This is a genomic window from Corynebacterium sp. CCUG 51687, from assembly GCF_024453995.1.
In the GTDB taxonomy this organism is placed as follows: Bacteria; Actinomycetota; Actinomycetes; order Mycobacteriales; family Mycobacteriaceae; genus Corynebacterium; species Corynebacterium pseudogenitalium.
The window spans coordinates 203,527-229,783 of the sequence record NZ_JAGPYT010000004.1 but is presented as its reverse complement, the minus strand read 5'-3'; the positions used below and the strand labels follow the sequence as shown (position 1 = coordinate 229,783).

General features: G+C 60.3%; 23 protein-coding genes and 1 tRNA gene. 12 read left to right on the top strand and 12 right to left on the bottom strand.

Annotated elements, in window-relative coordinates; genetic code table 11:
- Window positions 1-127: 127 nt before the first annotated feature.
- From KBX13_RS06130 to KBX13_RS06115, 4 genes are read left to right on the top strand one after another with little or no spacing between them, the layout of a single operon-like run.
- A complete protein-coding gene (locus KBX13_RS06130) occupies window positions 128-1,084 on the top strand; it encodes a metal ABC transporter substrate-binding protein (protein WP_070362790.1) in 957 nt (318 codons plus the stop codon).
- A gap of 3 nt (window positions 1,085-1,087) precedes the next feature.
- Window positions 1,088-1,837 (top strand): metal ABC transporter ATP-binding protein, encoded by a 750-nt coding sequence (locus KBX13_RS06125; RefSeq protein ID WP_070976160.1) that lies wholly within the window; start codon window positions 1,088-1,090, stop codon window positions 1,835-1,837.
- Window positions 1,837-2,790, top strand: coding sequence for a metal ABC transporter permease (locus KBX13_RS06120; protein ID WP_256007872.1), 954 nt, complete (start codon window positions 1,837-1,839; stop codon window positions 2,788-2,790). Before KBX13_RS06125 ends, KBX13_RS06120 begins: the two co-directional genes overlap by 1 nt.
- On the top strand, window positions 2,787-3,698 hold the full coding sequence (locus KBX13_RS06115) for a metal ABC transporter permease (RefSeq protein ID WP_070976163.1): 912 nt from the start codon (window positions 2,787-2,789) through the stop codon (window positions 3,696-3,698). The genes KBX13_RS06120 and KBX13_RS06115 overlap by 4 nt, the downstream gene beginning before the upstream one ends.
- On the opposite strand, the gene KBX13_RS06110 is transcribed toward KBX13_RS06115, so the two are convergent.
- Both KBX13_RS06110 and KBX13_RS06105 read right to left on the bottom strand, forming a co-directional pair.
- Window positions 3,592-4,302, bottom strand: coding sequence for a metal-dependent transcriptional regulator (locus KBX13_RS06110; protein ID WP_256007871.1), 711 nt, complete (start codon window positions 4,300-4,302; stop codon window positions 3,592-3,594). The genes KBX13_RS06115 and KBX13_RS06110 overlap by 107 nt on opposite strands.
- A 5-nt stretch (window positions 4,303-4,307) precedes the next feature.
- The gene (locus KBX13_RS06105) at window positions 4,308-4,751 is read right to left on the bottom strand and encodes a hypothetical protein (protein WP_256007870.1); all 444 of its coding nucleotides are present in this window, start codon (window positions 4,749-4,751) and stop codon (window positions 4,308-4,310) included.
- On the opposite strand from KBX13_RS06105, the gene KBX13_RS06100 reads away from it, so the two are divergent.
- Window positions 4,750-5,901, top strand: a complete 1,152-nt coding sequence (locus tag KBX13_RS06100) for a YihY/virulence factor BrkB family protein (protein WP_256021252.1) — start codon at window positions 4,750-4,752, stop codon at window positions 5,899-5,901. The two genes, KBX13_RS06105 and KBX13_RS06100, sit on opposite strands and share 2 nt — an antisense overlap.
- On the opposite strand, the gene KBX13_RS06095 is transcribed toward KBX13_RS06100, so the two are convergent.
- On the bottom strand, window positions 5,898-7,544 hold the full coding sequence (locus tag KBX13_RS06095) for a peptide chain release factor 3 (RefSeq protein ID WP_070362783.1): 1,647 nt from the start codon (window positions 7,542-7,544) through the stop codon (window positions 5,898-5,900). The two genes, KBX13_RS06100 and KBX13_RS06095, sit on opposite strands and share 4 nt — an antisense overlap.
- 132 nt (window positions 7,545-7,676) lie before the next feature.
- Between KBX13_RS06095 and KBX13_RS06090 the strand changes: the two genes are divergently transcribed.
- Window positions 7,677-8,231, top strand: a complete 555-nt coding sequence (locus KBX13_RS06090) for an NADPH-dependent FMN reductase (RefSeq protein WP_070362782.1) — start codon at window positions 7,677-7,679, stop codon at window positions 8,229-8,231.
- A gap of 10 nt (window positions 8,232-8,241) precedes the next feature.
- Here KBX13_RS06090 and pth (KBX13_RS06085) read toward each other — a convergent pair whose 3' ends face one another.
- On the bottom strand, window positions 8,242-8,835 hold the full coding sequence (gene pth, locus KBX13_RS06085; protein WP_083290960.1) for an aminoacyl-tRNA hydrolase: 594 nt from the start codon (window positions 8,833-8,835) through the stop codon (window positions 8,242-8,244).
- 54 nt (window positions 8,836-8,889) lie between these two features.
- Between pth (KBX13_RS06085) and KBX13_RS06080 the strand changes: the two genes are divergently transcribed.
- Window positions 8,890-9,804: a nitronate monooxygenase gene (locus tag KBX13_RS06080; RefSeq protein WP_256021250.1), complete on the top strand. Its 915-nt coding sequence runs from the start codon at window positions 8,890-8,892 to the stop codon at window positions 9,802-9,804.
- Between the two features lie 6 nt (window positions 9,805-9,810).
- On the opposite strand, the gene pth (KBX13_RS06075) is transcribed toward KBX13_RS06080, so the two are convergent.
- From pth (KBX13_RS06075) to KBX13_RS06045, 7 genes are all read right to left on the bottom strand, one after another.
- The gene (gene pth / locus KBX13_RS06075) at window positions 9,811-10,386 is read right to left on the bottom strand and encodes an aminoacyl-tRNA hydrolase (RefSeq protein WP_070479311.1); all 576 of its coding nucleotides are present in this window, start codon (window positions 10,384-10,386) and stop codon (window positions 9,811-9,813) included.
- Window positions 10,387-10,470: 84 nt separating this feature from the next.
- Complete coding sequence (locus KBX13_RS06070; RefSeq protein ID WP_070362778.1) at window positions 10,471-11,103, bottom strand: 50S ribosomal protein L25/general stress protein Ctc; 633 nt, start codon at window positions 11,101-11,103, stop codon at window positions 10,471-10,473.
- Between the two features lie 141 nt (window positions 11,104-11,244).
- A complete protein-coding gene (gene hisC, locus KBX13_RS06065; protein WP_070976173.1) occupies window positions 11,245-12,309 on the bottom strand; it encodes a histidinol-phosphate transaminase in 1,065 nt (354 codons plus the stop codon).
- 33 nt (window positions 12,310-12,342) lie between these two features.
- Window positions 12,343-13,701, bottom strand: coding sequence for an amino acid permease (locus KBX13_RS06060; RefSeq protein ID WP_256021248.1), 1,359 nt, complete (start codon window positions 13,699-13,701; stop codon window positions 12,343-12,345).
- Window positions 13,702-13,863: 162 nt separating this feature from the next.
- Window positions 13,864-14,841 carry a ribose-phosphate diphosphokinase gene (locus KBX13_RS06055; protein WP_070362775.1) on the bottom strand — a complete coding sequence of 326 codons (978 nt, stop codon included), beginning with the start codon at window positions 14,839-14,841 and terminating at the stop codon, window positions 13,864-13,866.
- Between the two features lie 9 nt (window positions 14,842-14,850).
- Window positions 14,851-16,290 carry a bifunctional UDP-N-acetylglucosamine diphosphorylase/glucosamine-1-phosphate N-acetyltransferase GlmU gene (gene glmU, locus KBX13_RS06050; protein ID WP_256021247.1) on the bottom strand — a complete coding sequence of 480 codons (1,440 nt, stop codon included), beginning with the start codon at window positions 16,288-16,290 and terminating at the stop codon, window positions 14,851-14,853.
- 66 nt (window positions 16,291-16,356) lie between these two features.
- Window positions 16,357-17,583, bottom strand: coding sequence for an MFS transporter (locus tag KBX13_RS06045; protein ID WP_256000386.1), 1,227 nt, complete (start codon window positions 17,581-17,583; stop codon window positions 16,357-16,359).
- A gap of 54 nt (window positions 17,584-17,637) precedes the next feature.
- Between KBX13_RS06045 and KBX13_RS06040 the strand changes: the two genes are divergently transcribed.
- Window positions 17,638-19,170, top strand: coding sequence for a multicopper oxidase family protein (locus KBX13_RS06040; RefSeq protein WP_256021246.1), 1,533 nt, complete (start codon window positions 17,638-17,640; stop codon window positions 19,168-19,170).
- Window positions 19,171-19,211: 41 nt separating this feature from the next.
- Here the strand turns inward: KBX13_RS06040 and KBX13_RS06035 are convergent, their stop codons facing one another.
- Window positions 19,212-20,255, bottom strand: coding sequence for a DUF3800 domain-containing protein (locus KBX13_RS06035; protein ID WP_070362772.1), 1,044 nt, complete (start codon window positions 20,253-20,255; stop codon window positions 19,212-19,214).
- A gap of 923 nt (window positions 20,256-21,178) precedes the next feature.
- Here KBX13_RS06035 and KBX13_RS06030 point away from each other — a divergent pair.
- The 4 genes from KBX13_RS06030 (at window position 21,179) to KBX13_RS06015 (ending at window position 26,250) form a co-directional block, all read left to right on the top strand.
- Window positions 21,179-21,811 (top strand): TetR/AcrR family transcriptional regulator, encoded by a 633-nt coding sequence (locus KBX13_RS06030; RefSeq protein WP_070362771.1) that lies wholly within the window; start codon window positions 21,179-21,181, stop codon window positions 21,809-21,811.
- Between the two features lie 47 nt (window positions 21,812-21,858).
- Window positions 21,859-25,443, top strand: a complete 3,585-nt coding sequence (gene mfd, locus KBX13_RS06025; RefSeq protein WP_256021269.1) for a transcription-repair coupling factor — start codon at window positions 21,859-21,861, stop codon at window positions 25,441-25,443.
- Window positions 25,444-25,517: 74 nt separating this feature from the next.
- Window positions 25,518-25,591, top strand: a tRNA-Leu gene (locus KBX13_RS06020).
- Between the two features lie 98 nt (window positions 25,592-25,689).
- Entirely contained in the window at window positions 25,690-26,250 is a 561-nt protein-coding gene (locus tag KBX13_RS06015; RefSeq protein WP_256021244.1) for a hypothetical protein, read from the top strand.
- The last annotated feature ends 7 nt before the right edge of the window (window positions 26,251-26,257 follow it).

The following is a 26,257-nucleotide window of genomic DNA, read 5'->3' as shown; positions in this document are numbered from 1 at the left end:
CGGGGCCTTTCTCTATTTGTGCAGCTCAACCATATCTTCGTGTGAGTTTGCATATAATAAGTTGCAAGTTCGGTAGGGCGAACTTTAGAGTTGGTGAGGTACACCTTAGTTTGAAAGGAAACACTTCATGTCACGCACATCCAGGATCCTCACTGCATGCGCGCTTGCCTTGGGCGTAGGGCTCGCAGGCTGCTCGTCTACCGAGGACAACCAGGCGACACAGGACGGCATCAACGCCGACGGTGCGCTGCAGGTCTACGCAACCACGGGTTACCTCGCGGATGCCATCGCCAACATTGCGCCTGAGGCGGAGGTCACCACGATGGTTGGCCCGGGCGGGGACCCGCACACCTACCAGCCCTCAACGAAGGACATCGACAAGATTCAGTCCTCCGATGTGGTGTTCTGGAACGGCCTGCACCTCGAAGCTCAGATGATCAAGCAGCTGGAGAGCCTCGGGGACCGCCAGCTGGCAGTAGGAGACAAGCTGCCGAACAATCTGCTGCTTGACTGGCCAGAAACCGATGCTGAGGGCAACCCTCTGCATGACCCGCACGTATGGAACAGTCCAGAGGCGTGGAGCCTGGTTGTCGGCGAGGTCGCAAACAAGCTTGCAGAGGTCGACCCTTCGAAGTCCGATGAGTACCACGAGAACGCCGCGAAATACCAGGCGGAAATCGCGGATGCGAACGAAAAGGCTGCAACCATGCTGGCGAACATCACTGGGCCACGCATCTTGATCACCGGCCACGATGCCTTCAACTACTTCGGCAAGACCTACGGGTTGGATGTGTACGCGACGGACTTTGTTTCCACAGAGGCGAAGCTGTCGGCGTCGGAACTTTCGGACCTTGCGGATCTCATCGCGGACAACAAGGTGCCGACGATCTTCCAGGACAATCAGGCGAACCCGCAGGCGATTAAGAGCCTGCAGGAGGCTGTGCACGCCCGCGGGTGGGATGTCGCCATTTCTGACGAGGAGCTCTTCGCCGACACCCTCGGCCCCACCGCGCCAACGGATACCTACATCGGGGCGTTCCTGCATAACGCTGAAGCAGTTGCTGCAGCGCTCGGGGGCAAGTAACCCATGACTACGCAGACGTTTGCGTGCGCGACGCATAATCTTTCCGTCGCCTACCACCTTGATCCGGTCCTGGAGCAGGTGGAGGTGCGGGTCCCAGAAGGCGTCATTATGGGGGTCGTCGGGCCGAATGGCGCCGGCAAGTCGACCCTGATCAAGGCAATGCTGGGTCTTGTTCCGACGTTGACCGGGGCGACCGAGTTTTTCGGCCAGCCTCTCAAGGCAGTGCGCCACCGTGTGGGCTACATGCCTCAACACGCGAGCGTTGACTGGGATTTTCCTACGACGGTGCTTGACGTGGTGACGATGGGCACGTATGGGAGCCTCGGTTGGTTCCGCAGGGCGGGGAAGCGCGAACGCGCCGCCGCGTACGGTGCGTTGGAGCGCGTAGGGATGCAGGATTTCGCCAGCCGCCAGATTGGTGCGCTCTCCGGTGGGCAGCGCCAGCGGGTGTTCCTCGCACGAGGGTTAGTGCAGGACCCGGACCTGTTCTTCCTCGACGAGCCGTTTCAGGGCATTGATGCGAAAAGTGAGGCGACAATTATCGACGTGCTCCGCGACATGCGCGAGGCAGGTACGACGATGGTGATGGTCCATCACGACCTCGCAACGGTACCAACGTACTGCGATGCGGTGACGCTGTTGGACAAGACAGTGATTGCATCGGGCCCGGTGTCTACGACATTTACGCCGGAGATGATCGCGAAGACGTACGGATTGAGTGCGGACTCTATGGGATTGTTGGGTGTGCTGTGATGGGGACGTCGATAAGCCTTGGTGCATTCTTTGCAAACCACACCTACTCCATGGTGTTTTGGGGGACCACCATCATCGGCGCTGTGGCGGGGATGCTCGGGACGTTTGCGTACCTGCGGAAGCAATCGCTGACCAGTGATGTGATTTCCCACTCCGCACTTCCGGGCACGCTGCTGGCGTTTTTGCTGTGCGTCGGGCTGGGAGTCGACGGCCGTAACATGGTTGCGCTGCTCGTGGGCGCTGTCATCACTGGTACAAGTGCGGTGATGGTGGCGAACACGATTACTGCCCGGACACGGACGTCGATTGATGCAGCGATGGCGATCAGCCTGTCGTTCTTCTTCGGCTTCGGTATGTTGTTGCTGGACGTGATCACAAACAATCCGTTCCCAGGCAAAGGTGGGATTCAGGACTACCTGTTCGGCAACGCGTCAGTGATTACCAGGGCGGACCTGCGAATCAGCATCATCGTCGGGGTGCTCGCGGTCTGCGTGATGTGCGTGTTGTTTAAGGAGTTCGAGCTGCGCTCCTTCGACCCCGTGCAGTCCACGATGCTTGGGTTCCACCCGAGGGTCATCGACACGGCGATGTTCATGACGATCGCGCTCGCGACGGTGATCGGGGTCAAATCGGTGGGGCTGGTGCTGATGGTGGCATTCGTTGTAACTCCGCCTGCTGCGGCGCGTCAGTGGGTGCAAACAGTGCCAGCGATGGTCGTGCTCGCGGGCGTGTTTGGAGCCGTCGGCAGTGGTGCTGGATCCTACTTATCGATCGCGCTTGGCAACGTGCCGACGGGCCCCGTCATCGTGCTTGTCCTGTTCGCGATTTTTCTGGTGTCGTTCCTCTTCGCTCCGAAACGCAGCGTTATCGCACGGGCTCGCGCACAGCGGCGCGCAACCGCAGCGCTACGCGCCAGGCTGGAAACTGCAACGAAAGCGGAGGTGGGATCGTGAGTTTTATCGTCGGGACACTCTTGTTAGCGGTAGTGACGGCTAGCGCGTGCGCGGTGCCGGGGGTATTCGTTGTGCTGCGGAAGCATTCCATGCTCATTGATGCCATCGGGCACGCGATTCTGCCAGGCATTGCCCTGGGGTACTTATTTACGAACAACCTGAACTCGCCGGTGGTGATCGTGTGTGCCGCGCTGGCGGGCGTGCTGGTGGTCCTCGGCGCCCAGTGGCTCGGGGATTCGGGCCTGGTGATTGGTGACGCGCCGCAGGGGCTTATCTTCCCCGCACTGTTCAGCGTGGGCGTCATCCTGATTACCTCGCACTTCTCGAACGTGCACCTGGATACGCACGCGGTGCTCGTCGGGGACTTGAACCTGGCCGCGTGGCACCAGCTCAGCCTCGGCGGGGTGCAGATCGGGCCGGTGTACCTCTACATCATGCTTGCCGTGCTCGTACTCAACGTGGCTGTGATTGGTCTTTTCTACCCGCAGCTTCTCGCGTCCACGTTTGATGGCCAGTTCGCGCGCAGCATCGGTGTGCCAGTGGGCATGCTGTCGATCGCGTTTATGTTCCTGGTGTCGTTGACCGTAACGGCAGCGTTCAACGCAGTCGGGGCGATCCTGGTCATTGCGCTGGTGGTCATCCCCGCGGCAGCAGCCAAACAGTTGGCCACGACGGTACCTCGCATGATGGCCCTGACGGTTCTGCTCGCTGCGGTTGGGGCAGTCGCAGGCTTCGGCGTCGCCTACCTTCTCGACGCCCCCACCTCCGCCACGATGACTGTCATCTACGGGCTCGAGTTCCTCAGCTGCGCCTTGTGGGCCCGGTGGACTCGGCAGACTCGGCGGTCACCCACACGGCGTCCGCTGCGCGTTTCCCGAGCGCAAGTGGAGGTTGCTGGCCGTCGATAAGCACTTCGACGGTGTCAGAGAACGGGGCTGCCTGCTGGGTACGCAAGTGCGTACCCACCGTGATACCGGAGGTGTCGAAGAACTGCAGCAGACTCGGGTCACCGTCGGAGACACGTTGGACCACGACGTCGTTGTCTGGGGCGATCGTGCTCAGCGGCTCAGCGTGGAATTGCGGCACGGTGCCGTCGGCGGCGGGGATGGGGTCGCCGTGTGGGTCGCGGGAAGGGTAGTTGAGGTGGGCGTCGAGGCGCTGCAGCATGAATTCCGAAACGGCGTGCTCGAGGACCTCGGCGTCGTCATGCACCTGGTCCCACGAGTATCCGAGCGTTTCCACGAGGAATGTTTCGATGAGGCGGTGACGGCGAATCATCGCGACGGCGTGCGCGCGGCCTTCCTCCGTCAGCGTAATGGGCGCGTAAGGCTTATGGTGTACGTACCCATGCTGAGCAAGCTTCTTGACGGCGTCCGACACGCTCGAGAGCCGAAGCCCCATGTAATCCGCCAGCACCTTGGTGGTCACCTTCGTGTCTGACCATTCGGTGAGCGCCCAGAGTGACTTGAGATAGTCCTGCGTACTGGTGGAGAGCTGGGAAACGGAATCCATGGGGCTTACTGTACAGACTCGAGAATGAACGCGAGGTGCATGGTCTGCAGCTCGAGCTCGCCTTCGGTCGCCGGCAGCGAAGCGATTTCCTGACGCGCCTCAGCGGTCAGCGGGATGACCCATCCAGCATTGGGGTCGAGTACAGGAACAGCGGGCTTTTTGGCGGGCACCCAAGTCACGGTGCGCGCGCCGGGGCAGATCATTTGGAGCGGGCCGTCGATACGCTGGAGCTCCGCGAGTGCCGCCGGTGTAGAGGTCACGACGACCAATCGTTCGTCCGAACCTGGAGAGAGCGCCGCAGTCGTGACCTTGAGCACCGGGAGCTCCACACGCTCATACTCCGTCGGGTACTCTGCGAGTGCAGGAGCAGCGCCCGCCCCGAACCATTTCTTGATCTGACCCAACACGCTCATGGTGCACACGATACCCTGTACTAGGGTAAACGCCATGGAACACAGCGAATCGCCTCCGGCGACAGACTACGTCGTGCCCTATGGTCCCGGCGAACTCGTGCACGTGCCGCAGCACAGCGACAGGCCTGACGTGTTCACAAAAGATAACCGAGTGACGCCGCAGGGCTGGGTATACGTGGCCAAGCGTGTCATTGCAGACTTCTCCGTTGACGCGATGCTTGACCGCGCGGCTGCGCTGACCTATTACGCCGTGTTGTCTATCGCTCCGATGATTTTGGCGGTCTACTCGATCGCGACGCTGCTGCTGCCACGTGACGAGGCCGCCGTCAATGACATCATTGACGACTTCATTGCACTCTATGTACCCGAAGCATTGGAGGATGAGGCCCTGCGCTTCCTCCTGACGGTGATTGGCACCCCGGCGCAGAGCACGATTGCGCTGGTGGTATCGATCGTGGTCTCGCTTCTTTCCGCATCCGCGTACGTGCGGTCCTTCTCCCGGAACGCGAACGTCATGTACGGCCGCATAGAGGGGCGCAACCTGGTCCGCACGTGGTTCACCATGTGGGTCACCACGCTGATAATGGTGCTTGGGGTGATCGTGATCATCGTCGGCACGTTTTTGCGCGAGTCAATTGTGAACGGTCTGCTGCAGCCGATCGCAGAACCTCTAGGGATGACAGATACCGTTGATTACCTGACAAAGATCTTCCTGCCTGTCTGGGATTACGCCCGCTTCCCAGTCATCATCGTGACTGCGATCGCGTTGATCTCCGTGCTCTACTACGTTTCGCCCAACGTACGGCCGGAGAAGTTCCGCCTGCTGACCCTCGGATCTTCGATGGCGCTGACGGCGATTTTCATTATTTGGCTTGGCTTTTCGTGGTTCATCGGCACGATCGGGATTTCGAGCGCGTACGGGGCGTTCGGTACGGCAGGTGCCGTGCTTGTTCTGGTGTGGGTGATGAACGTCGTGCTACTTGAAGGCGTCAAGATCGACGCGGAAGTGCTCCGCGTGAAGCAGCTGCAGGCAGGCTACGACGCGGAAACAATAATTCAGGTCCCGCCGAGAAGCACGAAAGCGGTCGATTTCCGGCTGAAAGTGCAGCACTGGATCGACCGCAGTGCCTCCGCGCTCAAAGAGCAGGGGGAAGACGACGACGTCGAGAAGGGGCCGGAGGCCTAGTCGGCGACGAGTGGTTCCATCGTGAGGTTCGGGTGCTCCTTCTGGATGAAGGCCAGGCGCCACTTATCACCGAACAGGGCGATGAGCTCGCCGTCAGTACGCGTGAAGATCTCGACGCCACGCTGGCGACCAAGCGCCTCCGCGGATTCGGCATCGGTGCGACGTGCCACCGAGTACGGGATTGGTTCCGTGACTGTTTCCACGTTGTACTCCAGCTCCATGCGGGCCTGCATGACCTCGAACTGCATCGGGCCGACGGCCGCCATGACCGGAGCAGCGTCGCCGCGCAGGTCGTTGCGCAGGATCTGGACAACGCCTTCCGCATCCAGCTGGTCGAGGGCCTTACGGAACTGCTTATACTTGCCCAAAGACTTAGCGCGCAGCGTCTGGAAGTGTTCCGGTGCGAACTGCGGCATCGGCGGGTATTGCACCTTCTTGCCTGCGTAGATGGTGTCGCCCGGCGCGAGCGAACCGGCGTTGACCAAACCGATGATGTCGCCGGGGAAGGCGGTTTCCACGGTGTCGCGGTTACGCCCGAAGACCGTCAGCGCGTACTTGGTGGAGAACGTACGGCCACTTTGGGCGTGCGTGACCTGCATACCGCGGTCGAACTCGCCGGAGATGACTCGCATAAACGCCAAGGTGTCGCGGTGGTGTTTGTCCATGCCTGCCTGCACTTTGAACACCACACCGGAAAAGTCGTCGTCGAGGTCACGGTGAGTATCCATCGCGGTGGTGGAAGTCTCGACGGCCTTGGGGTCGGCGTCACGGCCCTGAGGAGCTGGCGCGATCGCGCACAGCGTGTCCAGGATTTGATGGACACCGAAGTTCAGCATCGCGGAGGCGAAGATGATGGGGGAGGTCACGCACTGCTCGAACAGCGTCTGGTCGTGCACAGCGCCGTCGGCGGCAAGCAGCTCAGCTTCCTCGACGGCGGTCTCCCAGGTCTCGCCCTCGCGGTTAGCTGCCTCATCAGGGGAGTAGTGCTCCTCCGGCGCGATGGTGGACCCGCCGGCGGTACGGATGAAGTGGATATAGTTGTCTGCCTCGCCGTCAGCGTTGATGTGGGCGAGCCCACGGAAGTCGCCAGCCTCGCCGACAGGCCAGTACAGCGGCGTCGGCTGCAGGTCGATCTCCTGGACAATCTCGTCCACCAGCTCGAGCGGCTCGCGGCCGATGCGGTCCCACTTGTTGACCACCGTGACGATCGGCAAGCCGCGCGCCTTGCAGACGCGGAAGAGCTTGAGGGTTTGTGGCTCAAGGCCCTTGGCGGCGTCGATAAGCATGACAGCGGCATCGACTGCGGACAGCACGCGGTAGGTATCTTCGGAGAAATCGGCGTGACCAGGCGTATCAACCAGGTTGATCATGTAGGGCGTCGTCGCCTCCGAGCCTTCGGGGAGGTACTCGAACTGGAGCGCCGAGGACGCGACCGAAATGCCGCGCTCCTTTTCCATATCCATCCAGTCGGAGACCGTCGACTTGCGGTTGCCCTTTCCGTGCACCGCACCTGCTTCCGAAATAACGTGCGCGTGCAGCGCGAGCGCCTCCGTCAGCGTTGACTTACCAGCATCGGGGTGGGCAATGACTGCGAACGTGCGGCGACGGTGGGCCTCTGCGCGGGTACCAGTAGACGTGCTCATAAGTGCTCAAGCGTAGTCGCAAGGCGGGGGAGATAGACAACCGGAGGCAGGTAGGGTGAGAAGCGGCGGTGCTATAGTCGCCGCGGTTGGGAAAGAATTAGGTCAACGTAACGCAACACTGTGAGGTTTGTGATGAAAGTCGGAATCGTGCTCGGATCCATTCGCCAAGGCCGCTTTGGCGAGCAAGTTGCCCACTGGGTTGCTGATGCTGCTGCGAACAGCCCCGACGTCACCTACGAGATCCTTGATCTCCAGGAGTTTCAAGTCCCACTGCTCGACACAGCGACGCTACCTGGAGGCGCGAACAAACAGTACGCCGATGAGCGTGTTACCGCATGGTCTCGCGCAGTCGATAGTTGCGACGGCTACATCTTCGTTACCCCTGAGCACAATCACTCCGTGCCTGGCGCGATGAAGAACGCCTACGACAGCCTCAGCGGCGAGTGGGCCATGAAGCCCGTCGCATTCGTTGGATACAGTGCCGACGGCGCGATTCGCGCGGTGGAGCACTGGCGGCAGATCGTCGCAAACTTTTCGATGTTCGACGTGCGCAACCAAGTTGCCCTTTCACTTTTCGACGACGCCACCAACGGCACCCTCACCCCGCGCCCGCAGAAGAACACAGACCTGACGAAGATGCTGAATGCGCTGGAACAGTTCTTGCGTCACCATCACGCTTCCCAGTAGGAGAGCCGGGTTAGCTGCGCGGGTGGATCTCGTTTTGCGCTTGCGCGAGCCCGGTGCTGGTGATTGCGTGGACGGCATCGGCAGCTAACGCGATTGCGTCAGTGGGGGTGGTTGTGAATTCCGCAAGCACCCAATCGGGGATAGCGATGCCGCTTCCTTTCGGCGGCCTGCCGATGCCGACGCGCACCCGCACGTAGTCGCGCGTCCCGAGCTCCTGCGTGAGCGACTTCAACCCGTTGTGGCCGTTCTCGTTGCCGCCCTGCTTCAAACGAACCTTGCCCGGAGGCAGGTCCAGCTCGTCGTGGACGATCACGATCCGCTCCGGAGGAAGGTTGTAGCGCGCGGCGAGCGGAGCGATGGCCTTGCCAGACTCGTTCATGTAGGTGTGCGCGCGGGCGTAGGCCACACCGTCCTTCACCGCGAACGAGTAATCGCGACCTGCGATGACCGGAAGCGATTTCGCGAGCGCATCCACAACGAGGTAGCCGACGTTGTGTCGCGTCCGCTCGTACTCGGTACCAGGGTTGCCCAGCCCAACTACGAGCCAGTCGATGTTCTCAGGGGCGGGGTTGGCGCGCTTGAAGCGGCGGAAGAAGTTCAACACGGAGGCTAGTGTAAGGCAGAACCTCTCGATTCTCACGGTGGGAGCCGTTAGCGTATGGGTATGCAGCTACCGAAGATTATTGCGGCTCCGATGGCGGGAGGACCCTCCACGCCGGCCCTTGTCAACGCCGTGACGTTTGGGTTCCTCGCGTTTGGGACCTGCAGCGTCTCGCAGGCCCGCGAAGAACTTGCGGAGGTCACCGGCAACTTTGGCGTGAACTTCTTCATGCCACAGCGGATTGCGCCCGATCAGCGTGACGTCCGCGCGCTGGCCGCGGAACTTGGGGTGGAGGTGCCGGATGTTGACTTGAGCTGTGGCTTCGAGGATAAGTTTGCGATTGCGCTCGAGGCTGGCCCTGCAGTGGTCTCCTCGACGTTTGGGTGTTTTTCCGAGCGCGAAATTCAACGCGCACACAACGCCGGCGCGCAGGCCTGGGCGACCGTCACCAACGAAGAAGAAGCGAAGGTTGCCGTCGCGCGTGGCGTTGACGCACTTGTGGTGCAAGGAATTTCTGCAGGAGGCCACCGCGCAACGTGGTCGCCGAACGAGACACCCGACCCGCGGGACACCCTGGAGCTTGTCCGCGTGCTCAAGGACATCAGAGTGCCAATCATCGCGGCTGGGGGAGCGCGCACGCCCTACGACGTCGATCGCCTCATTGAAGCAGGCGCCACGGCGGTATCCTGCGGCAGCATATTCCTCATGACGGACGAAGCCGGAACGAGCCTGCGCAACCGAGAGCTTCTCCAAAGCGATCGGTCGACGATTGCCAGCAGGGCGTTCAGCGGACGGGTCGCCAGGGGTATCCAGAGCGCGTTCACAGACGAATACCCCGATCTGCCGCCACTCTACCCCTACCTGCGCCCCATGACCTCGAGCAATGACTACTGCCTAGTCGGTGCCCGCCGAGGCACCTTGCCTACGGGGCCCGCGGCGGCCGTGGAAGCGTGGATGGCAGGTACCCGTTAACCCTGTTTAACCCTGCGCGTGGGCGATGAACGCGTCGGCCGCATCGGCAACAGCAATCGCGACATCGATCTGCTCTTTCGCCGCGAACTGGCGCAGCACAAAGTCCGCCGGCGGCATCTTGCCCGGCGGGCGCCCAATCCCGACCGCAAGCTTGTTGTAGTTCTTGCCGTTTTTCAGCTTCGACAGCGACTGGGTCACTGACTTCAGCCCGTTATGCCCGTGGTCGCCCCCGCCGGTGCGTAGCTTCACCTCTCCCAGCGGAAGGTCAAGCTCGTCGTGGACCACGTAAAGGTCCGCGGGGGAGGCGTCGAAGTAGTCAAGCAGTGCCTTGACCGGGCCGCCAGACACGTTCATGTAGCTTTGCGTTCGTGCCAGGACCACTCGACGGTCCGCCAGAAGCCTGCCTGCGGCGAGTTCCGCAACCTGGGTATTCGTGCGCTTGTGCAGCGCAAGCGTCGCCGGCGACATCGTTGCTCGGCCCGCGAGCTCCTCAATAACAGACACGCCTACGTTATGGCGCGTTCCCTCATATTTCGGGCCAGGGTTTCCAAGGCCCACGACGATGATAGGTGAAGCAGTCATTCCCACATCATAGGCACAGATGGCAAAACGCCCCGCTCGCATGTGGAACGGGGCGTCGAAACGTTGTGAAACGCAGCGGGAGGATTACTCAGCTTCCTCAGTGGACTCTGCGCCAGCTTCAGCGCCGCCCTCTTCAGCTTCCTCAGCTGCAGCCTCGAGATCCTCGTCAACCTGCTCGTAGGTGAAGTTCACCAGCAGGTGATCCGGAGCGGACACCAGCTCAGCGCCCTCAGGCAGCGTGACGTCGGCAGCGGTGATGAGGTCGCCGATCTCCTTGCCATCGATGTTGACCTCGATCTCGTCCGGGATGTTCAGAGCGTCGATCTCGATCTCGATCAGGTCGGACTCGACCAGGACGACTGCGTCTGGGTGAGCCTCGCCGACAGTGACAACAGGGACCTCGACGACAACCTTCTCGCCGCGCTTAATGCCGAGCAGGTCGATGTGGTCGATATCGAGGGTGATCACGTTCTGGTCGATGTGCTTGACCATCGCGAGCAGCTTCTCGCCGTCGAGCTCCAGCTCAACAATGGCGTTGACGCCCTCGTTGCGCACGATGGAGGTCATCTCGATGCGGTCGACAGAGAAGTGGATGTTGTCGATGCCAGCTTCGTAGAGAACGCCCGGGATACGGCCGTCGCGACGCAGGCGACGTGCAGCGCCCTTGCCGAACTCTTCGCGCTTCTGACCTGGGACAACAACTGGGGTAATAGCCATGTTTGTGACTCCTTTTGTAATTGGGCCACAAAAAACCTGTGACCACTGAACGGACAAATTGCTCGTCGAGTGATCACAGGCCAAAGTCTGAGATACATATCGCGTCGATAACGGCCAAAATCAGCCCTCGCCGAGACCCAGCTAGCTTAGGTTTCGACGCCCACCATTGTCAAGCGCCCGCCAGGCGGCAGTGCACGCATTGGTTTCTTCCTCGTTTGTCACCGTAATACGGATGCCTTCATCAAAGGCGCGAACAAGCACCCCGTGCGAAGCAAGCTGCGCCGCCAACTCCTGCGGTGATTCGTTCAAACTCTCTGCCGGAACCCACACGAAATTCGCCTCGGAGTGGGGAGTTCCGTATGCAGCGAAGAACTCCTGCAGCCGCTCACGCTGCGCGCGCGTCCGGGCGACGCGGTCGTGGAGCTCGTCTTGTGAAGACAAGGAAGCAAGCGCACCGACCTGTGCCACCGAGCTCACACTAAACGGAACGGCGACCTTATTCAGCGCATCGATCGTCTCCTCCTGGCCGAACGCGTAGCCAACGCGCGCTCCGGCCAGCCCATACGCCTTGGAAAAGGTCCTAAGGCACACAACGTTTGGATACACCTGAATTTCATCGACACCGCGCGGGGAGTCGGTGGCTGCGTTGTATTCGAAGTAGGCCTCGTCCAGCGCGACGATAACGTCTTGAGGGACGCGGGCCATGAAGTCAGCCCACTCGCGCTCCGTGATTGTGGTGCCCGTCGGGTTATTCGGGTTGCACACAAACACCAGGGAAGTTCGTGGGGTAATTGCATCCGCCATCGCTGGCAAATCCATCCGGTGGTCAGCCGTCAATGGCACTGCAACCGGCGTAGCTCCCGCGATCTGAGCGAAAATCGGGTACGCCTCGAACGACCGCCATGGGAAGACGACCTCGTTGCCCGGCTGCGAGGTCATGGTAACCAGCTGCTGGCACAGCGCTGAAGACCCGGTGCCGACAGCGACCTGCTCCGACCGCACGCCGAGCGAGGCAGCAATCGCCTCGCGCAGTTGCATCGCACCCATGTCCGGGTAGCGGTTCACCGACCGCAGTGATTGTGCCATCGCCTCCTCTACTGCGGGCAGTGGGCCCTCAGCAATCTCATTGGAGGAAAGTTTCACCGCACGCTCGTTCCTCTGGCCGGGGACGTAGGACGGAAGGCTATCGAGATCTTTGCGAATCAACTCGGATACTCCTTGAGTAGAGAATAGAAAATTTTAGGCGCGCGACTTCGGCTTCAACGCCCAAATGATTGAAAGCGCGATCACCCAGCCGATCAGAGCGAACAGGCCGGTGCGGTAATCAGGCAGGAACGCCATCAGGACCAGCACCAGGATGAAGAACCCTGCACAGATCCAGTTTGCCACTGGGTACCACGGAGCGCGGAACGACACATCGGAGTGCGTCTTCCGGAAGTTCAGGTGCGCGAAGCACACAGCAGCCCAAGTAATCAGCTCGGAGCCGACGATGATGGCAAGCAGGATGGCGAACACACGACCCTCAAAGAAGTAGTTCATGAAGACCACAATGCCCATCAGCGAACCGTTGAACAGCAGAGCGCGAAGCGGCAACCCCTTTTTGGTCGTTGCTGCGAAAAATGAGGACGCCTGGCCATTGCGCGCGAGATCGCGCAGCATACGGCTTCCCGAGTACGTCATTGTGTTACACACTGACGCAACCGCTACCAAAATAACAAGGTTGAGCAAGTGGGCGGCGCTGTCGATTCCCACAGAGGAGAGCACCCTGACGAACGGGCTGGCGGAAATATCCTGTTCGTCCCACGGCGCGAGCAGCAAGATGACGCTCATGCCACCGATGTAGAAGACCAAAATGCGCCAAATAACAGAGTTCACTGCGCGTGGGATCGTCTTCTCCGGGTGCTCTGTCTCGCCAGCTGCCGTGCCGATCGACATGATGCCGCCGAATGTAAAGGTCACCGCTACCAGGGAGAACAGCACACCAGATGCGCCATTCGGGAAGAATCCGCCGTGGACAAAGAGGTTGCCAAAACCGACTGCTGGTTCCGGACCAAGACCAAGCACCAGCACAACGCCCAGAATGATCATCAGGATCAGCGCAATGACCTTAAACAGTGAGAGCCAGTACTCGGCCTCTGCGAACACGCTCACGCGTGCTGCGTTCACAAGCATCACAACGACAAGCGTGACAAGCGCAGTGAGCCAGTGTGGAATGTCAGGGAACCAGAAGTCGAGGAAGGTACCCATCGCGGTGAGCTCAATCATGCCCACCACGATGGTGGTAAACCACCAGTTCCATCCCGTGATAAACCCGGCGCGCGGGCCGATAAACTCACGAGCATAGGCCGCGAACGAGCCTGAGACAGGATGCGCTACTGCCATCTCGCCGAGCATGCGCATCAGCAGATAGACGATGAACCCGACAATTAAAAATGTGAGCAGGACCGCTGGGCCCGCATAGCTAATGGATTCCGCAGAACCAAGAAACAGGCCAGTTCCGATACAGGAACCGAATGCGATCATCTGCAGCTGGCGGTTTTTCACCTTGCGCTGCAGGCCACCATCGCTGGTGACTTGGTGTTGTTCATCGCCGCTCATTGGCGTACTCCTTGCGATAAAGATTGCCGGATAGCCGGAGGCTTCCTCACACATTAATCAATTGCGTGTGTCAGACAACCGTTGGGTGTGCACAAAGAACCCCCTTGACGCCGCTTCGCGGGGAAGCGCGCAAGGGGGAGATCCCGAAAGTGAGGCGTAAGGCTATGCCTGTCCCTCGAAGAGCGTCGTTACCGAGCCATTTTCGAAAATCTCGTGAATGGTCTTTGCCAGCAGCGGAGCGATGGAAAGCACGGTGAGGTTCTTCCAGCCTTCGGTGCTCTGCGGAAGCGTGTCGGTCGTGATCACTTCCTCCGCGCCACAGTCGCTCAGACGCTCACGTGCCGGGTCAGAGAAGACACCGTGGGTACACGCGATGACGACCGACTTCGCGCCGGCCTTCTTCAGCACGCCGACCGCACCTGCGATGGTGCCACCGGTATCAATCATGTCGTCCATCAGGATGCAGTCTTTGCCGTCGACGTCGCCGACAACGCGGTTGGAGACGACCTTGTTCGCGGCGTCGATGTCTCGAGTCTTGTGCACGAACGCCATCGGGGCATCACCCAACATATTGGCCCACTTCTCAGCCGACTTCACGCGGCCAGCGTCAGGGGAGACCACCACGAGGTTGTCCATCGGGTACTTGGACTTGATGTAGTCCACCAGGATTGGCTGAGCGTGCATGTGGTCGACCGGGCCATCGAAGAAGCCCTGGATCTGATCCGTGTGCAGATCCACGGACACGATGCGGTCTGCGCCGGCAGCGGTGAGCAGGTCAGCAACCAGGCGGGCGGAGATAGGCTCGCGGCCGCGGTGCTTCTTGTCCTGGCGGGCGTACGGGTAGAACGGCAGAATCGCGGTGATGCGCTTTGCGGAACCACGCTTGAGTGCATCAATCATGATGAGCTGCTCCATCAGCCACTTATTCAGCGGCTGCGCGTGCGACTGCATCACAAAGCAGTCCGAGCCACGCACGGACTCTTCGAAGCGGACAAAGATTTCACCATTCGCAAAATCGCGCGCGGTGGTCGGTACCAACTCGATGTTCAGACACTTTGCGACGGCCTCCGCAAGCTCAGGGTGGGCGCGTCCAGTAAATAGCTTGAGGTCTTTTTGGCTTTCCGTGGAATATCCAGTCATGGTGATCCTTTAGTTCTCGCGTGCTTTCTTTGCAGCATTCGCTGCGTCCGTACCCGGGCGGTTGGCCTCAACCCAACCTTCGATGTTGCGCTGATGGCCCTCCTTGATGGCCAGCGCACCCGCCGGCACATCCTTTGTTACCACCGTACCTGCGCCAGTGTACGCGCCATCGCCTACGGTTACTGGCGCTACGAACATCGTGTCCGAGCCAGTTCGGCAGTAGTCGCCAATCGTGGTGTGGTGCTTCTGGACGCCGTCGTAGTTGGCGAACACAGACGATGCGCCGATGTTGGACTCGCGGCCAACGGTGGCGTCGCCAATGTAGGTCAGGTGTGGCACCTTTGAGCCTTCGCCAATCTTTGCGTTCTTGGCTTCGACGAATCCGCCGAGCTTGCCATTCGCGCCAAGTTCGGTGCCTGGGCGGATGAACGTGAATGGGCCGACGTTCGCATTCGCGCCGATGACGGAGAGGGAGCCCTGCGTGCGGACAACCTGTGCACCCTCGCCGACCTCCATGTCCGTCAAGGTGGTGTCTGGGCCGATGGTCGCGCCGTTGCCAATCATGGTTGAGCCCCACAGCTGCGTGTTTGGCTGAATGATGACGTCCTGGCCGATCTCAACATCCACGCCGATCCATGTCGTAGCAGGGTCGACGACAGTGGCGCCGGCGCGCATGGCGCGCTCGACCAGGCGACGGTTGAGTTCCTTGCCGGCCTCGGCGAGCTGCACGCGGTCGTTCACGCCGGCCAACTCGCGAGGGTCCTTCGCCACGTAGGCGCTGACGGCTTTGCCGTCGCCGCGCGCGATGCCGAGTACGTCGGTGATGTAGAGCTCGCCCTGCGCGTTGTTGGCGTCGATGCGGGTCAGCGCATCGCGCAGGACCGCGGCATCGAAGGCGAACACGCCGGAGTTGACCTCACGGACCTTCTTCTGTTCCTCGTTAGCGTCCTTTTCCTCCACGATTTCCAACACGTTGCCGGAAGCGTCGCGGATGATGCGGCCGTAGCCAGTTGGGTTGTCGAACTCGAGCGACAGCACGGTGACGGCGGCGCTGGTGGCTTTGTGGGCGTCGATAAGCTCGGTGATTGTCGATGGCTGCAACAGCGGCACATCACCGTTCGTAACAACGACAGTGCCCTCGAAGTCTGGGATGACCTCAAGCCCGCACTGCACCGCGTGGCCCGTGCCGTTTTGCTCCTCCTGCACTGCCTGCTTGATGCTGCGCCCCATCTCCTCGGCGATGGCATCGACGGCGGGGGAGACCTGGTCGCGCTGGTGGCCGACAACCGCGACGAGCTCCTGCGGGCCTACCGCGTTGGCTGCGTGCAGCGAGTGCGCGAGCAGACTGCGTCCGCCAATCTCGTGCAGTGTTTTCTGGATGCTGGACTTCATGCGCGTGCCCGCACCTGCGGCGAGGACTACGACGGCGCATTCAGGATGATTTACCACTGAACGGGTACTCCTTAATTCATCGGTGAATGAGGTATAAAACCAACTGCACAACAGCATAACGCGCTACGCGCGCGAGTTTGCAGACACATCCTTCAAACCTGCCGCGCGCCACACACCCACCGCGCCGACCGCGGCTAGGAACAGCAGCGTTGCCTCAGGTCCAAGGGTCGAAATCGCTGATGAAATCGCACCGACGATCAGCAGGACGATGCCCATCGCTGTGTTCGCTGCGCCCGTGATCATGGTGCGGCGATCGCCCTCCGCCATGTCCACGAGATAGGTTTTTCGGCCCACGCGCACCGTCGTGTGCGCCAAGTTGACCAGGAAAAACCCGATTGGCATGATCCAGCGGTTGACCTCGGGAGTAAGCCAGTGCCCGGACATCACCAAGAGCACGAGCACGACGGATGCGGCGCCAGCAGCCCACGCCATCGCGTTTTTCGACGACTTATCCGCCCACAAGCCTGAGACCTTTCCACCAACGAGTGCTGCGCCACCCGATGCCAGGATGAAGCCGCCGAGTGAGGAAAGGTTCGTGCCCTGTTGCTGGGCCAGCACGACAATAAAAGGCGTCGAAAGGGCAGTGACCAGCATCAGCGATCGAACGATGAGGAACTTCTGCAGGTCCCTGTCGTCCTTAATCAGGTCCCACGTTTGGCGTGCCCACCCCTTGCTGGAGGCCTCCGAGGGTTCCTCTTCAGGCTCCTTAATGGTGCGGAAAACTAGGGAGGCGAACGCCCACGTGGAGGCGCCCGCCGCAAGGAGCGTCACCAGGACCCATCGGGGTAGGTCATTCGGGAGAATTGCGAACAGCACACCGATCGCGAGGGTGACGGCGCCAGACAGCGCGGTCGCTTGGCCTGTGATGAGGCCACGCCGGCCTTTCGACACGGTTCGTCCTTGTACGTCCTTGCCTGCGATTGAGCACAGCGCGCGGAAGATAGACAGCGCCGCAAGCAAGATGACAACCGCAACGCCCAAGGCAGCGCCACTGAGCAGCGCCGCAGAGAGCGCGATCAACCCCGCTGATGCGGCCTGGCCCCATGAACCAACCAACCACACCCATTTTCGCGAACGCTGCGACGTGACCCAGGGGCTCAGCGCGGCTTGCGGCAGCATTGAGCCTGATTCGCGGATCGGTACCAAGAATGCCGTGAACAGGGCTGGTACCCCGGCAGCTGTGAACAGCCACGGTAATACTGTCTTTGCGGCAACGATTTGGTCACCGATTCCCTGCAAGCCGTTGGCCCACACGAATCTGCGTGCGTTGTACTCCTCGTGAGACGTCATACCAAAGATAGTAGGGTCGGCAGCAGGATTTATGCATTCGAAAGAGGAGAACTCATGGCTTCGGCACGCACTCACCGCAACGTCATCAGCAGAAGGACATTCTTTAAAGGCGCACTGTTAACGCAGGTAGCAGTGCTGGCAGCGTGCGCCGGGGAGGGCCCGGGAGGGGTACGCTCCGGCCAGGCGACGCCCGAAGGCGCTGAGGCCGAAGCCCGCCCGCTTCCTATCCCTCCGCTGGAGCAAGGCAGACTCAATGGCACCACGCGCAGCTTTGAACTCACTGCGCAGCAAGGCGAGTACGAGATCGTGCCAGGCACCAAGACGAAGACTTGGGGCTTCAATGGCCCGTGGCTTGGGCCCACGCTCTACATGCGCAAGGGTGAAACCATTGAGATGAAGGTGAACAACGCGCTCGACGAGCCCACGGTGGTGCACTGGCACGGCCTGCACTTGCCCGCGGCGGCGGACGGCGGTCCAGCGCTCATCTTCGATCCAGGCACGAGCTGGGAACCGACCTGGCAGGTCGAACAGGCGGCGTCTACCTGCTGGTACCACCCGCACCCGCACGAGATTTCCGCGCTGCACGCGTACCGCGGCCTCGCCGGGGGCATTGTCGTTGCCGACGACGCGTCCGACGCGCTCGGCCTGCCGCAGGAATACGGTGTCGACGACATCCCCGTCATCATCACCGACGCGAAGTTCACCGAGGACGGCCAACTCGACGAAACCATCGACCCAGCTTATGGCCTCCTCGGGACAACGCCGCTGGTCAACGGCATCACGAAGCCGAGCTTTGAGGCGTCGACAAGCCGTGTCCGACTTCGCATTTTCAACGGTGCAACGATGCGCTTCCACCATCTCAGCCTCGGCGTGCCGTTCAACATCATCGCGACAGATCAGGGGCTTCTCGACGCCCCCATCGAAGCCGACGCGGTACTGCTGAGCCCTGGCGAGCGGGTAGAGATCATCGTTGACCTTGAGGCGGGCAAGGACCTGATGCTGCGCAGCGACGGCGTCCCCAATGGGGGAGGCCTGCCTGACGAGGAAGTCGCCAACGGGTTTGGCCTGCAAGACACCTTCGACCTGCTCGAGATCGCAGCGCCGGAACACGACACCGCACTCGACGCGCTACCGGCACAGCTCGTCCCCGTGGTGCGTCCTGATGTCAGCGGAGCACCGGAGCGCGAGTTCCGGCTTAACGGCTTCCAAATCAACGAGCAATCCATGGATATGGAACGCGTCGACTTTGTCATCGACCACAATGGCCCCGAAGTCTGGCACGTCACCAACGAGAACTCCGACTGGCCGCACAACTTCCACGTCCACAACGCCAGGTTCCTGGTGGACAAGGTGGACAACGGCGACGTCGCATTCACCGAAGGCTGGCACGACACGATCTATGTACCGCCACTGTCAACCGTCACCCTCATTGTGGAGTTCGGCTGGCACCCGGATCCGACCTTGGCGTACATGTACCACTGCCACATGCTCTTCCACGAAGATGAAGGGATGATGGGGCAGTTCGTCATGGTTGAGCCTGGGCAGAAGGCGAACCTGCGGCCGATGCCGGAGGGGCATCACCACTAGGCTAAGTTCCAGGAAGACCACGACCTGAAAAGGTTTAAGAATTACTTGGAAGCTTTGCCTCCGCGAATGGCGTCTAACTTCCGTTGTAAGTCAGGGGAACCTGCCGAGACGATGCGCTGCAGCATTTGTTGGTTGCCTTGCATACGGCGTTTGTTTCTGGCTTCGTGCTCCGCAGCGATTTCCCAAAACTTTGTCGTGTTTATTAGATGCTTTGGAGAGCACTTCAATGAGTGATCGGTTGAATTGCTCCAAATAATCGAGTTGCTGGAGGGCGAACAGCGCTTGAACACATCTCTACAGAGGTCGACCGACCAAGCAAATTGTGACCGTTCTGCGAAGTGGTAGTCTGTGAGCCGTCCGAGCAACGCACACGTCCAGTCAGCAAACTGGATAGTTCCGTATAAGTGACTGTCGGCCTGAATCGGAACTTCAATGATGCTGCGGTTATCTTTGTTGGTTTTGCTGTAAATAGTTTTGCCAAGTGTTGCGACCGCACGTTCACGGTTGTCCGTATCAGTTGCATCCATGATGACCAGCAGCTCTTCATTGGCTTTCGTCGCTATCCTGCCAAGCCTATTGATGGCTTGGATCAAACAATGTTCCTCGCGCTCTTGAGAAGTCTCTTTAGTGACGCTGACTGGGCCAATTGGCTTCTCTTGTCCAAAGAAGAAGAGTTGACCACCAAGATTTCCCAGTTTTCGGTACAGCCTCTTAGTCGCTGGGTTGATTTCATCCTTGTACTCGCGGATATTCGCGGTGGTAAAGAGTGCTGATCCCTTCTTTTCCCACCGTCTTGGATGCGCATTAGCTTGCGTAATTTCCCAGTCAAGAAGCTGTTCTTTTACGTACTCAAAATAGCCACCAAATTGCCGAACGCTGTGCGACGGTATCAAATACCCGGCATAACCAAATACTGGGTGTGTATTAAACTTTTTATGGTCATGTCGGATGTAGGGGCCCTGGTGTCCGAATTCATCGAGGTAGGCTATGAGCATGGCGGTTCCTTCGAGATAGCTCAGCGGCCAGAACAATGCTTTGCTCTGGCCGCCGGAATTAGCGCGGTACGCGTGTTTCAGCGCCGCCACTGCAATTTCACTATAGCTTTTCCGGTAAACGGAGTCAATCGTGCAGTTTCGGGCTTAAGGGACATTTTGTGTGTATAAATCTATCTGGTTTCCTGGGATGACCTCGGCCAACAACCAGATATGGTTTTCAAAACAGTTCCATTCGCCCGTTTTGAGAAATCGACACCGAATGATGTCTGGAGTGTGGTATGGAGTCTGCTGGTAGCGCAGGGACCCCAGCGAGATCGAAGGCTCTAGGGGACTAGAACCAGCCGCCTGTGCGTTGGGCGGTCGCATATAGCCAGGGGACGAGCAAAGCCCTTGACGTGCACGATTCTGGTCGCGTCGAGGTATCGGGCGTTCCGGTCGACCTCATTGCGTCGACTAACCCAGGTCAGCGCGATTTGGATGGTTTGGGGGTTATTCTGCTGATTTTGCGCTGATCTGCGTTGGTATACCGGAGTAGGTCGACGGGAAGAGGTCGACGGGCCGAAAGAATTCGATACCGGCATTGATAGGCAGTGGAACCCCAGCTTAGGCGTGAGAAAAGGGTGGGCTGGACGCAGCTAAACACACACAAAATGTCCCTTATCGCGACACGCCGTAAAAACACACAAAATGTCCCTTAAGCCCAGTTTCGTGACTACATTTTGACTACATAAACCCCCACAAACGCCCTCAAACGCCCCACAGTTCACCCCGCTGGAAAACGAAAAACACCCCCAACCCAGGCAAAGCGCCAGGTAACGGGGGCAATAAAAAGCTTCCCCACCAGGACTCGAACCTAGAATGACGGTACCAAAAACCGTAGTGTTGCCGATTACACCATGGGGAACTGCTCGACCTAGTGTAACCGATACCCAATGAAATGTTAAAAAGTGTGATGAGCTGGCAGTTTGCGGGCTGTCGGGGTTGTGTCCGGGGTGGGCTCTAAGCTAGAACGCATGGCTCGGCAGCGAATGACAAGAACGCAGCGCAGGGACCAGTTGCTCGCAATTGGCCGTGCTGCCTTTGCAGAACGTGGATTTGATGGAATCTCCATGGAGGAGATTGCGCTGCGTGCAGATGTGTCGAAGCCCGTCGTGTACGAACACTTCGGCAGTAAGACCGGGCTGTACGACGCCGTGGTGTCGCAGGAGATGGCGCGGTTTGAGCGCACGATTGTCGAAGTGATCCAAAACGGACGCTGGCGAGAGCGCATTGATAATGGCGTGTTGGCGCTGCTGACGTACATCGATGAGGAAACTGATGGGTTTATCATCCTGGTGCACGGTAGGATCCTCGGACGTGAACGAACGTACTCGACAGTGCTGAACCGCGTGACTGCGGAGGTGTCCTACCTGCTTGAGCGTGCGTTTGAGCACCGCGGCCTCGATGCTTCGGTGGCGGCACTGTACGGGCAGGCGCTGGTTGGGACCGTGTCGAATACGGCGTTGTGGTGGTTGGACCAACGGGGCGTCGATACGCGGTTGGATAAGGCGACGGTCGCGGCGCACATTTCGAACCTGTGCTGGAACGGGTTGAGCGGGTTGGAGGCACAGCCCCGCATCATGACGAACGAAGTGGAGGAACAGTAGTGGAAGAACAGACAGCTCAGGCGCCTGCGTTGGGTGGTTTGCTCACTATGGCGCTTACCGACCCGAAGCTTAAGGGCTTGGTGGGCAACATCGGCGTCGACTCGTTGCACGTGACTGGAATTGACCAGGTTCGTTCGTGGGCTACGGGTGCGCTGGCTCGCCAGGTTCCGGTGCTGTTGGTGACCGCAACGAGCCACGAGGCGGAGGATCTGACTGCTGAACTGCAGGCGATGCTCGGAAAGGGCAAGGTCGCCAACTTCCCCGCTTTTGAGACGCTGCCTCACGAGAGGTTGTCGCCGGCGCCTGATGTCGTGGGTGCCCGTGCGAAGGTGCTGTGGGAGATGCCCCAGGTCATCGTCGCCTCGGCGCGCGCCTTCTGCCAGCCAGTGTTGCCCGCGGTGGAGCCGATTACAGTGAAAGTCGATACCGAGTGGGACTTCACGGAGCTGACCGAACAAGCCGTCAACTTCGCCTACGAGCACGTCGACATGGTGGCAAAGCGCGGGGAGTTCGCCACGCGCGGTGGCATCATCGATATCTTTCCGACCACCGCCGAGTACCCAGTGCGCCTCGAGTTCTGGGGCGACGAAGTCACCGACATCCGAAGCTTCGCCGTCGCCGACCAGCGCACCATCGAGGAGCTCACATCCGTCGAGCTTTTTCCGGCGCGCCAGTTAATTATCGACGCCAGCGTGGCTAAACGCGCCGATGAGCTTGCCCGCACGAACCCGTCGAATACCACGCTGGTGCAGCTGCTCACGCGGATCTCTGAGCACACCCACGCCGATGGGGAAGAGGTACTCATCCCGGTGCTCAGCGAGGCGAAGTACTCGGTGCTGCCGGAGCTCATGCCGAAGGGCAGCATTGTGTTCGTCTCTGGGCCTGAAAAGGTGCGCACCCGTATCGCGGACCTCGAAGCCACGGACCAGGAATTCTTGGAAGCTGGGTGGGAGGCCGCGGCGATGGGTGCGGAGGGCCCGCTTGCTGTGGAGGGCCTTGACGTATCGGCGTCCTCGTTCCGTTCGTTCGAGTCGTTGGAAGTGTCGGCACGCAACGCGGGCAACGCGTGGTGGACATTCGCACCTCCAGGTATGTTTTCCGCCGATGATGCGATGACGCTGCCGCTGGAATTCGAGGCTGCACCCGCACCGAAGGGCGAGCCCAAAGCAATTGAGCAGCTCTACGCGACGTTGAAACTGCACGTGCAAACCAATGGGGGCAAGGTAGCGTTCGTGGCGCCAGCGAAGGGCACCGTTGAGCGCATGGCGGAGCGACTGAGGGAGCACGGCATCTCGGCGCGCATCGCCACCCCTGGATTGGAACCTGTCGACGGCGCGGTCACGGTCTACCAGTCCCTTTCGCATGCAGGCCTCGTGTTCCCCGGACCCAACCTGGTGGTAGTGACGGAAACCGACGTGACCGGCAACCGCGTCGGCGACATCGCGGGCGCGAAGCGGCGCCGCCCGCGGCGCCGGAACCGGGTGGACCCACTCGCGCTGACTCCCGGTGATTTTGTTGTGCATGACACGCATGGCATCGGCAAGTTCATCAAGATGGCCGAGCGCACCATCAAAACCGGTGACGAAGCCTCCCGGCGCGAGTACATCGTGTTGGAATACCAACCAGCTAAGCGCGGCCAGCCCGGCGATCAGCTCTGGGTGCCGATGGAATCCCTCGACCTGCTGAGCAAATACACCGGCGGCGAGAAGCCTTCGCTGTCCAAGATGGGCGGCTCCGACTGGAAGAACACCAAGCGCAAGGCGCGCGCCGCCGTACGCGAGATCGCCGGCGAGCTCATCGAGCTTTACGCTAAGCGTCAGGCCGCGCCGGGCCACGCTTTCGGCCCTGACACGCCGTGGCAGCACGAGATGGAGGACGCGTTCCCGTTCGTAGAAACGGAGGACCAGCTCGCCGCAATTGAAGCGGTCAAGGAGGACATGGAGAAGCCGACACCGATGGACCGCGTGATCGTCGGTGACGTTGGATTCGGAAAGACCGAGGTTGCTGTTCGCGCCGCGTTCAAGGCAGTGCAGGACGGACAGCAGGTGGCGGTACTTGTGCCGACGACGCTTCTTGCCCAGCAGCATTACTCCACGTTCAAAGAGCGAATGGACGGCTTCGGGGTCACCGTTCGCGAGCTGTCGCGCTTTACTTCAGCGAAGGAAGCCAAGGAGATTATGGCAGGGTTGGCGGATGGTTCCGTCGACGTTGTGATCGGCACACACCGTCTGCTGCAGACGGGCGTGTTCTGGAAGCAGCTTGGCCTCATCATTGTGGATGAGGAGCAGCGCTTCGGCGTAGAGCACAAGGAGCACATCAAGGCCCTGAAGAGTCACGTCGACGTGCTCACGATGACCGCGACGCCAATCCCGCGGACCCTGGAGATGAGCCTGACAGGCATCCGCGAGATGACCTCGATCACGACTCCTCCGGAGGACCGCCACCCGGTGCTGACCTACGTTGGCCCGCAGGAAGAGAAGCAGGTTGCGGCAGCTATTCGACGCGAACTGCTCCGCGACGGCCAGGTGTTTTACATCCACAACCGCGTCTCCGATATTGAGAAGACGGCGCGCTCGCTGCGGCAACTCGTACCGGAGGCCCGCGTCGTGGTCGCGCATGGGCAGATGGGTGAGCAGCAGCTTGAGCAGACAGTCCAAGGGTTTTGGAACCGCGAATTCGACGTGCTTGTCTGCACCACCATCGTGGAGACCGGCCTGGACATCGCCAACGCTAACACCCTGATCGTGGAGAACGCGCAGAACATGGGTCTGAGCCAGCTGCACCAGCTGCGCGGGCGCGTCGGGCGTTCCCGCGAACGCGGCTACGCGTACTTCCTGTACCCGAAAGAGAAGACACTCACCGAAACGTCCTACGACCGACTTGCGACCATCGCACAGAACAACGACCTCGGCGCCGGCATTGCTGTCGCGCAGAAGGACCTGGAGATGCGCGGTGCCGGCAACGTGCTCGGCGCGGAGCAGTCCGGCCACATTGCAGGTGTTGGCTTCGACATGTACGTCCGGCTGGTCGGGGAGGCCGTCGAAACGTACAAGGCGCTCATGACCGGCGAAGTCGTCGACGCGACAGACCAGGGCCCGAAGGAGATCCGAGTGGATCTGCCTGTCGACGCCCACATCCCCGAAAGCTACATCAACGCCGAGCGCCTGCGCCTGGACGTGTACCGAAAACTTGCCGAGGCCCGCGATGAGCAGGACCTGCGCAAGGTTGCCGAGGAAATGATCGACCGCTTCGGACCACTTCCGACCGAGGTCTTGCGCCTCTTCGCGGTTGCACGCGTGCGCCACTTGGCTCGAACTGCTGGAATCTCGGACATCTTGACCCAAGGCACAAGGATTAAGTTCCACCCCGTGGAGTTGCCAGACTCGAAGCAAGTCAGGTTGAAGCGCCTGTACTCGGGAGCGAATTACCGTGCTGCGGCAAAGACACTGCAGGTACCAATGCCACGTGAAGGCAAAGGCATCAACCAGCCAAACCTGCGCGACATGGAGCTGCTGCAGTGGGTCGCCGACTTCATCGCGGACATTTTCGATGCCGAGAAGATCTCCGTTACCGGTGAGTCCGACGTCGACGGTGGCAGGAAAAAGAAACGCATCATCAGTGTGAGCCAGTAGCGGTTTCTACCGGGCTTTGTCCGGTGGTGCCTATTGGGAGTTTTCCCGGTGCTGCCTGTACTATGGGCCCGTGCGCCCCTATAGCCCAATCGGCAGAGGCAGTTGACTTAAAATCAATTCAGTGTGGGTTCGAGTCCCACTGGGGGCACAATGCAACGTCCCGCATACCTACAGGTAGCGGGACCTTTTGCGTTCCTATCGACTATGCTGTTGGGCACCCCTGTCCCCGAATGCCGAGAGGAAGCAATGAAACAGTACACAGCAGTCGGGATGATCGCAGTCGCTTGTTTGGGCGTTGTGGGTTGTTCCGGTGACAGTGGTTCGAGCTCCAGCAGCAACGATGCAGCCCCGGCCACGATCACCCAAACAATCACCACCACAGATTCACACGCTGAGGACACCGCCGCCCCAACCAGCGCCTCCGAGGATACCGAGACTCATACATTTTCAACGCGCCACTCCATCAACACTGGTCAAGTAGGAGGGGAGTGTGGCACCACTGAGTTCGGCGACCGAATCAAGGCGGGGCCTGCGACATCGTGCGAATTTGCAGCTGAGATCTTCGACGTCGCCTACACCGCAACCTGGCGCTACGTAGCGGCGAACCCCAACGTGAACGCGGTGCCGCGGGCTGATATCTCGGTGACGAGTCCCGTCACCGGCGAAACCTACCCGATGGTGTGCAAGATGGGCAGCGATGGCCGTGACATGTGGTGCGATCACCCCGAAGACGAGAACAACTCGGTGCACTTCTACACGTCTGGCGGTAGCCAACGGATGGCGAATCGCGTCAACCTTGTTCAGTAAGGTCGGG

Coding starts and splice junctions, on each gene's coding strand:
- KBX13_RS06045 (WP_256000386.1), bottom strand. CDS start 17,583: ATGACGTCTCACGAGGAGTACAACGCACGCAGATTCGTGTGGGCCAAC.
- KBX13_RS06015 (WP_256021244.1), top strand. CDS start 25,690: ATGAAACAGTACACAGCAGTCGGGATGATCGCAGTCGCTTGTTTGGGC.
- KBX13_RS06055 (WP_070362775.1), bottom strand. CDS start 14,841: ATGACTGGATATTCCACGGAAAGCCAAAAAGACCTCAAGCTATTTACT.
- KBX13_RS06040 (WP_256021246.1), top strand. CDS start 17,638: ATGGCTTCGGCACGCACTCACCGCAACGTCATCAGCAGAAGGACATTC.
- KBX13_RS06090 (WP_070362782.1), top strand. CDS start 7,677: ATGAAAGTCGGAATCGTGCTCGGATCCATTCGCCAAGGCCGCTTTGGC.
- KBX13_RS06030 (WP_070362771.1), top strand. CDS start 21,179: ATGGCTCGGCAGCGAATGACAAGAACGCAGCGCAGGGACCAGTTGCTC.
- KBX13_RS06060 (WP_256021248.1), bottom strand. CDS start 13,701: ATGAGCGGCGATGAACAACACCAAGTCACCAGCGATGGTGGCCTGCAG.
- KBX13_RS06130 (WP_070362790.1), top strand. CDS start 128: ATGTCACGCACATCCAGGATCCTCACTGCATGCGCGCTTGCCTTGGGC.
- KBX13_RS06100 (WP_256021252.1), top strand. CDS start 4,750: ATGGAACACAGCGAATCGCCTCCGGCGACAGACTACGTCGTGCCCTAT.
- KBX13_RS06080 (WP_256021250.1), top strand. CDS start 8,890: ATGGGTATGCAGCTACCGAAGATTATTGCGGCTCCGATGGCGGGAGGA.
- mfd (WP_256021269.1), top strand. CDS start 21,859: ATGGCGCTTACCGACCCGAAGCTTAAGGGCTTGGTGGGCAACATCGGC.
- KBX13_RS06125 (WP_070976160.1), top strand. CDS start 1,088: ATGACTACGCAGACGTTTGCGTGCGCGACGCATAATCTTTCCGTCGCC.
- KBX13_RS06110 (WP_256007871.1), bottom strand. CDS start 4,302: ATGGATTCCGTTTCCCAGCTCTCCACCAGTACGCAGGACTATCTCAAG.
- KBX13_RS06095 (WP_070362783.1), bottom strand. CDS start 7,544: ATGAGCACGTCTACTGGTACCCGCGCAGAGGCCCACCGTCGCCGCACG.
- KBX13_RS06105 (WP_256007870.1), bottom strand. CDS start 4,751: ATGGCGTTTACCCTAGTACAGGGTATCGTGTGCACCATGAGCGTGTTG.
- pth (WP_070479311.1), bottom strand. CDS start 10,386: ATGACTGCTTCACCTATCATCGTCGTGGGCCTTGGAAACCCTGGCCCG.
- KBX13_RS06070 (WP_070362778.1), bottom strand. CDS start 11,103: ATGGCTATTACCCCAGTTGTTGTCCCAGGTCAGAAGCGCGAAGAGTTC.
- KBX13_RS06120 (WP_256007872.1), top strand. CDS start 1,837: ATGGGGACGTCGATAAGCCTTGGTGCATTCTTTGCAAACCACACCTAC.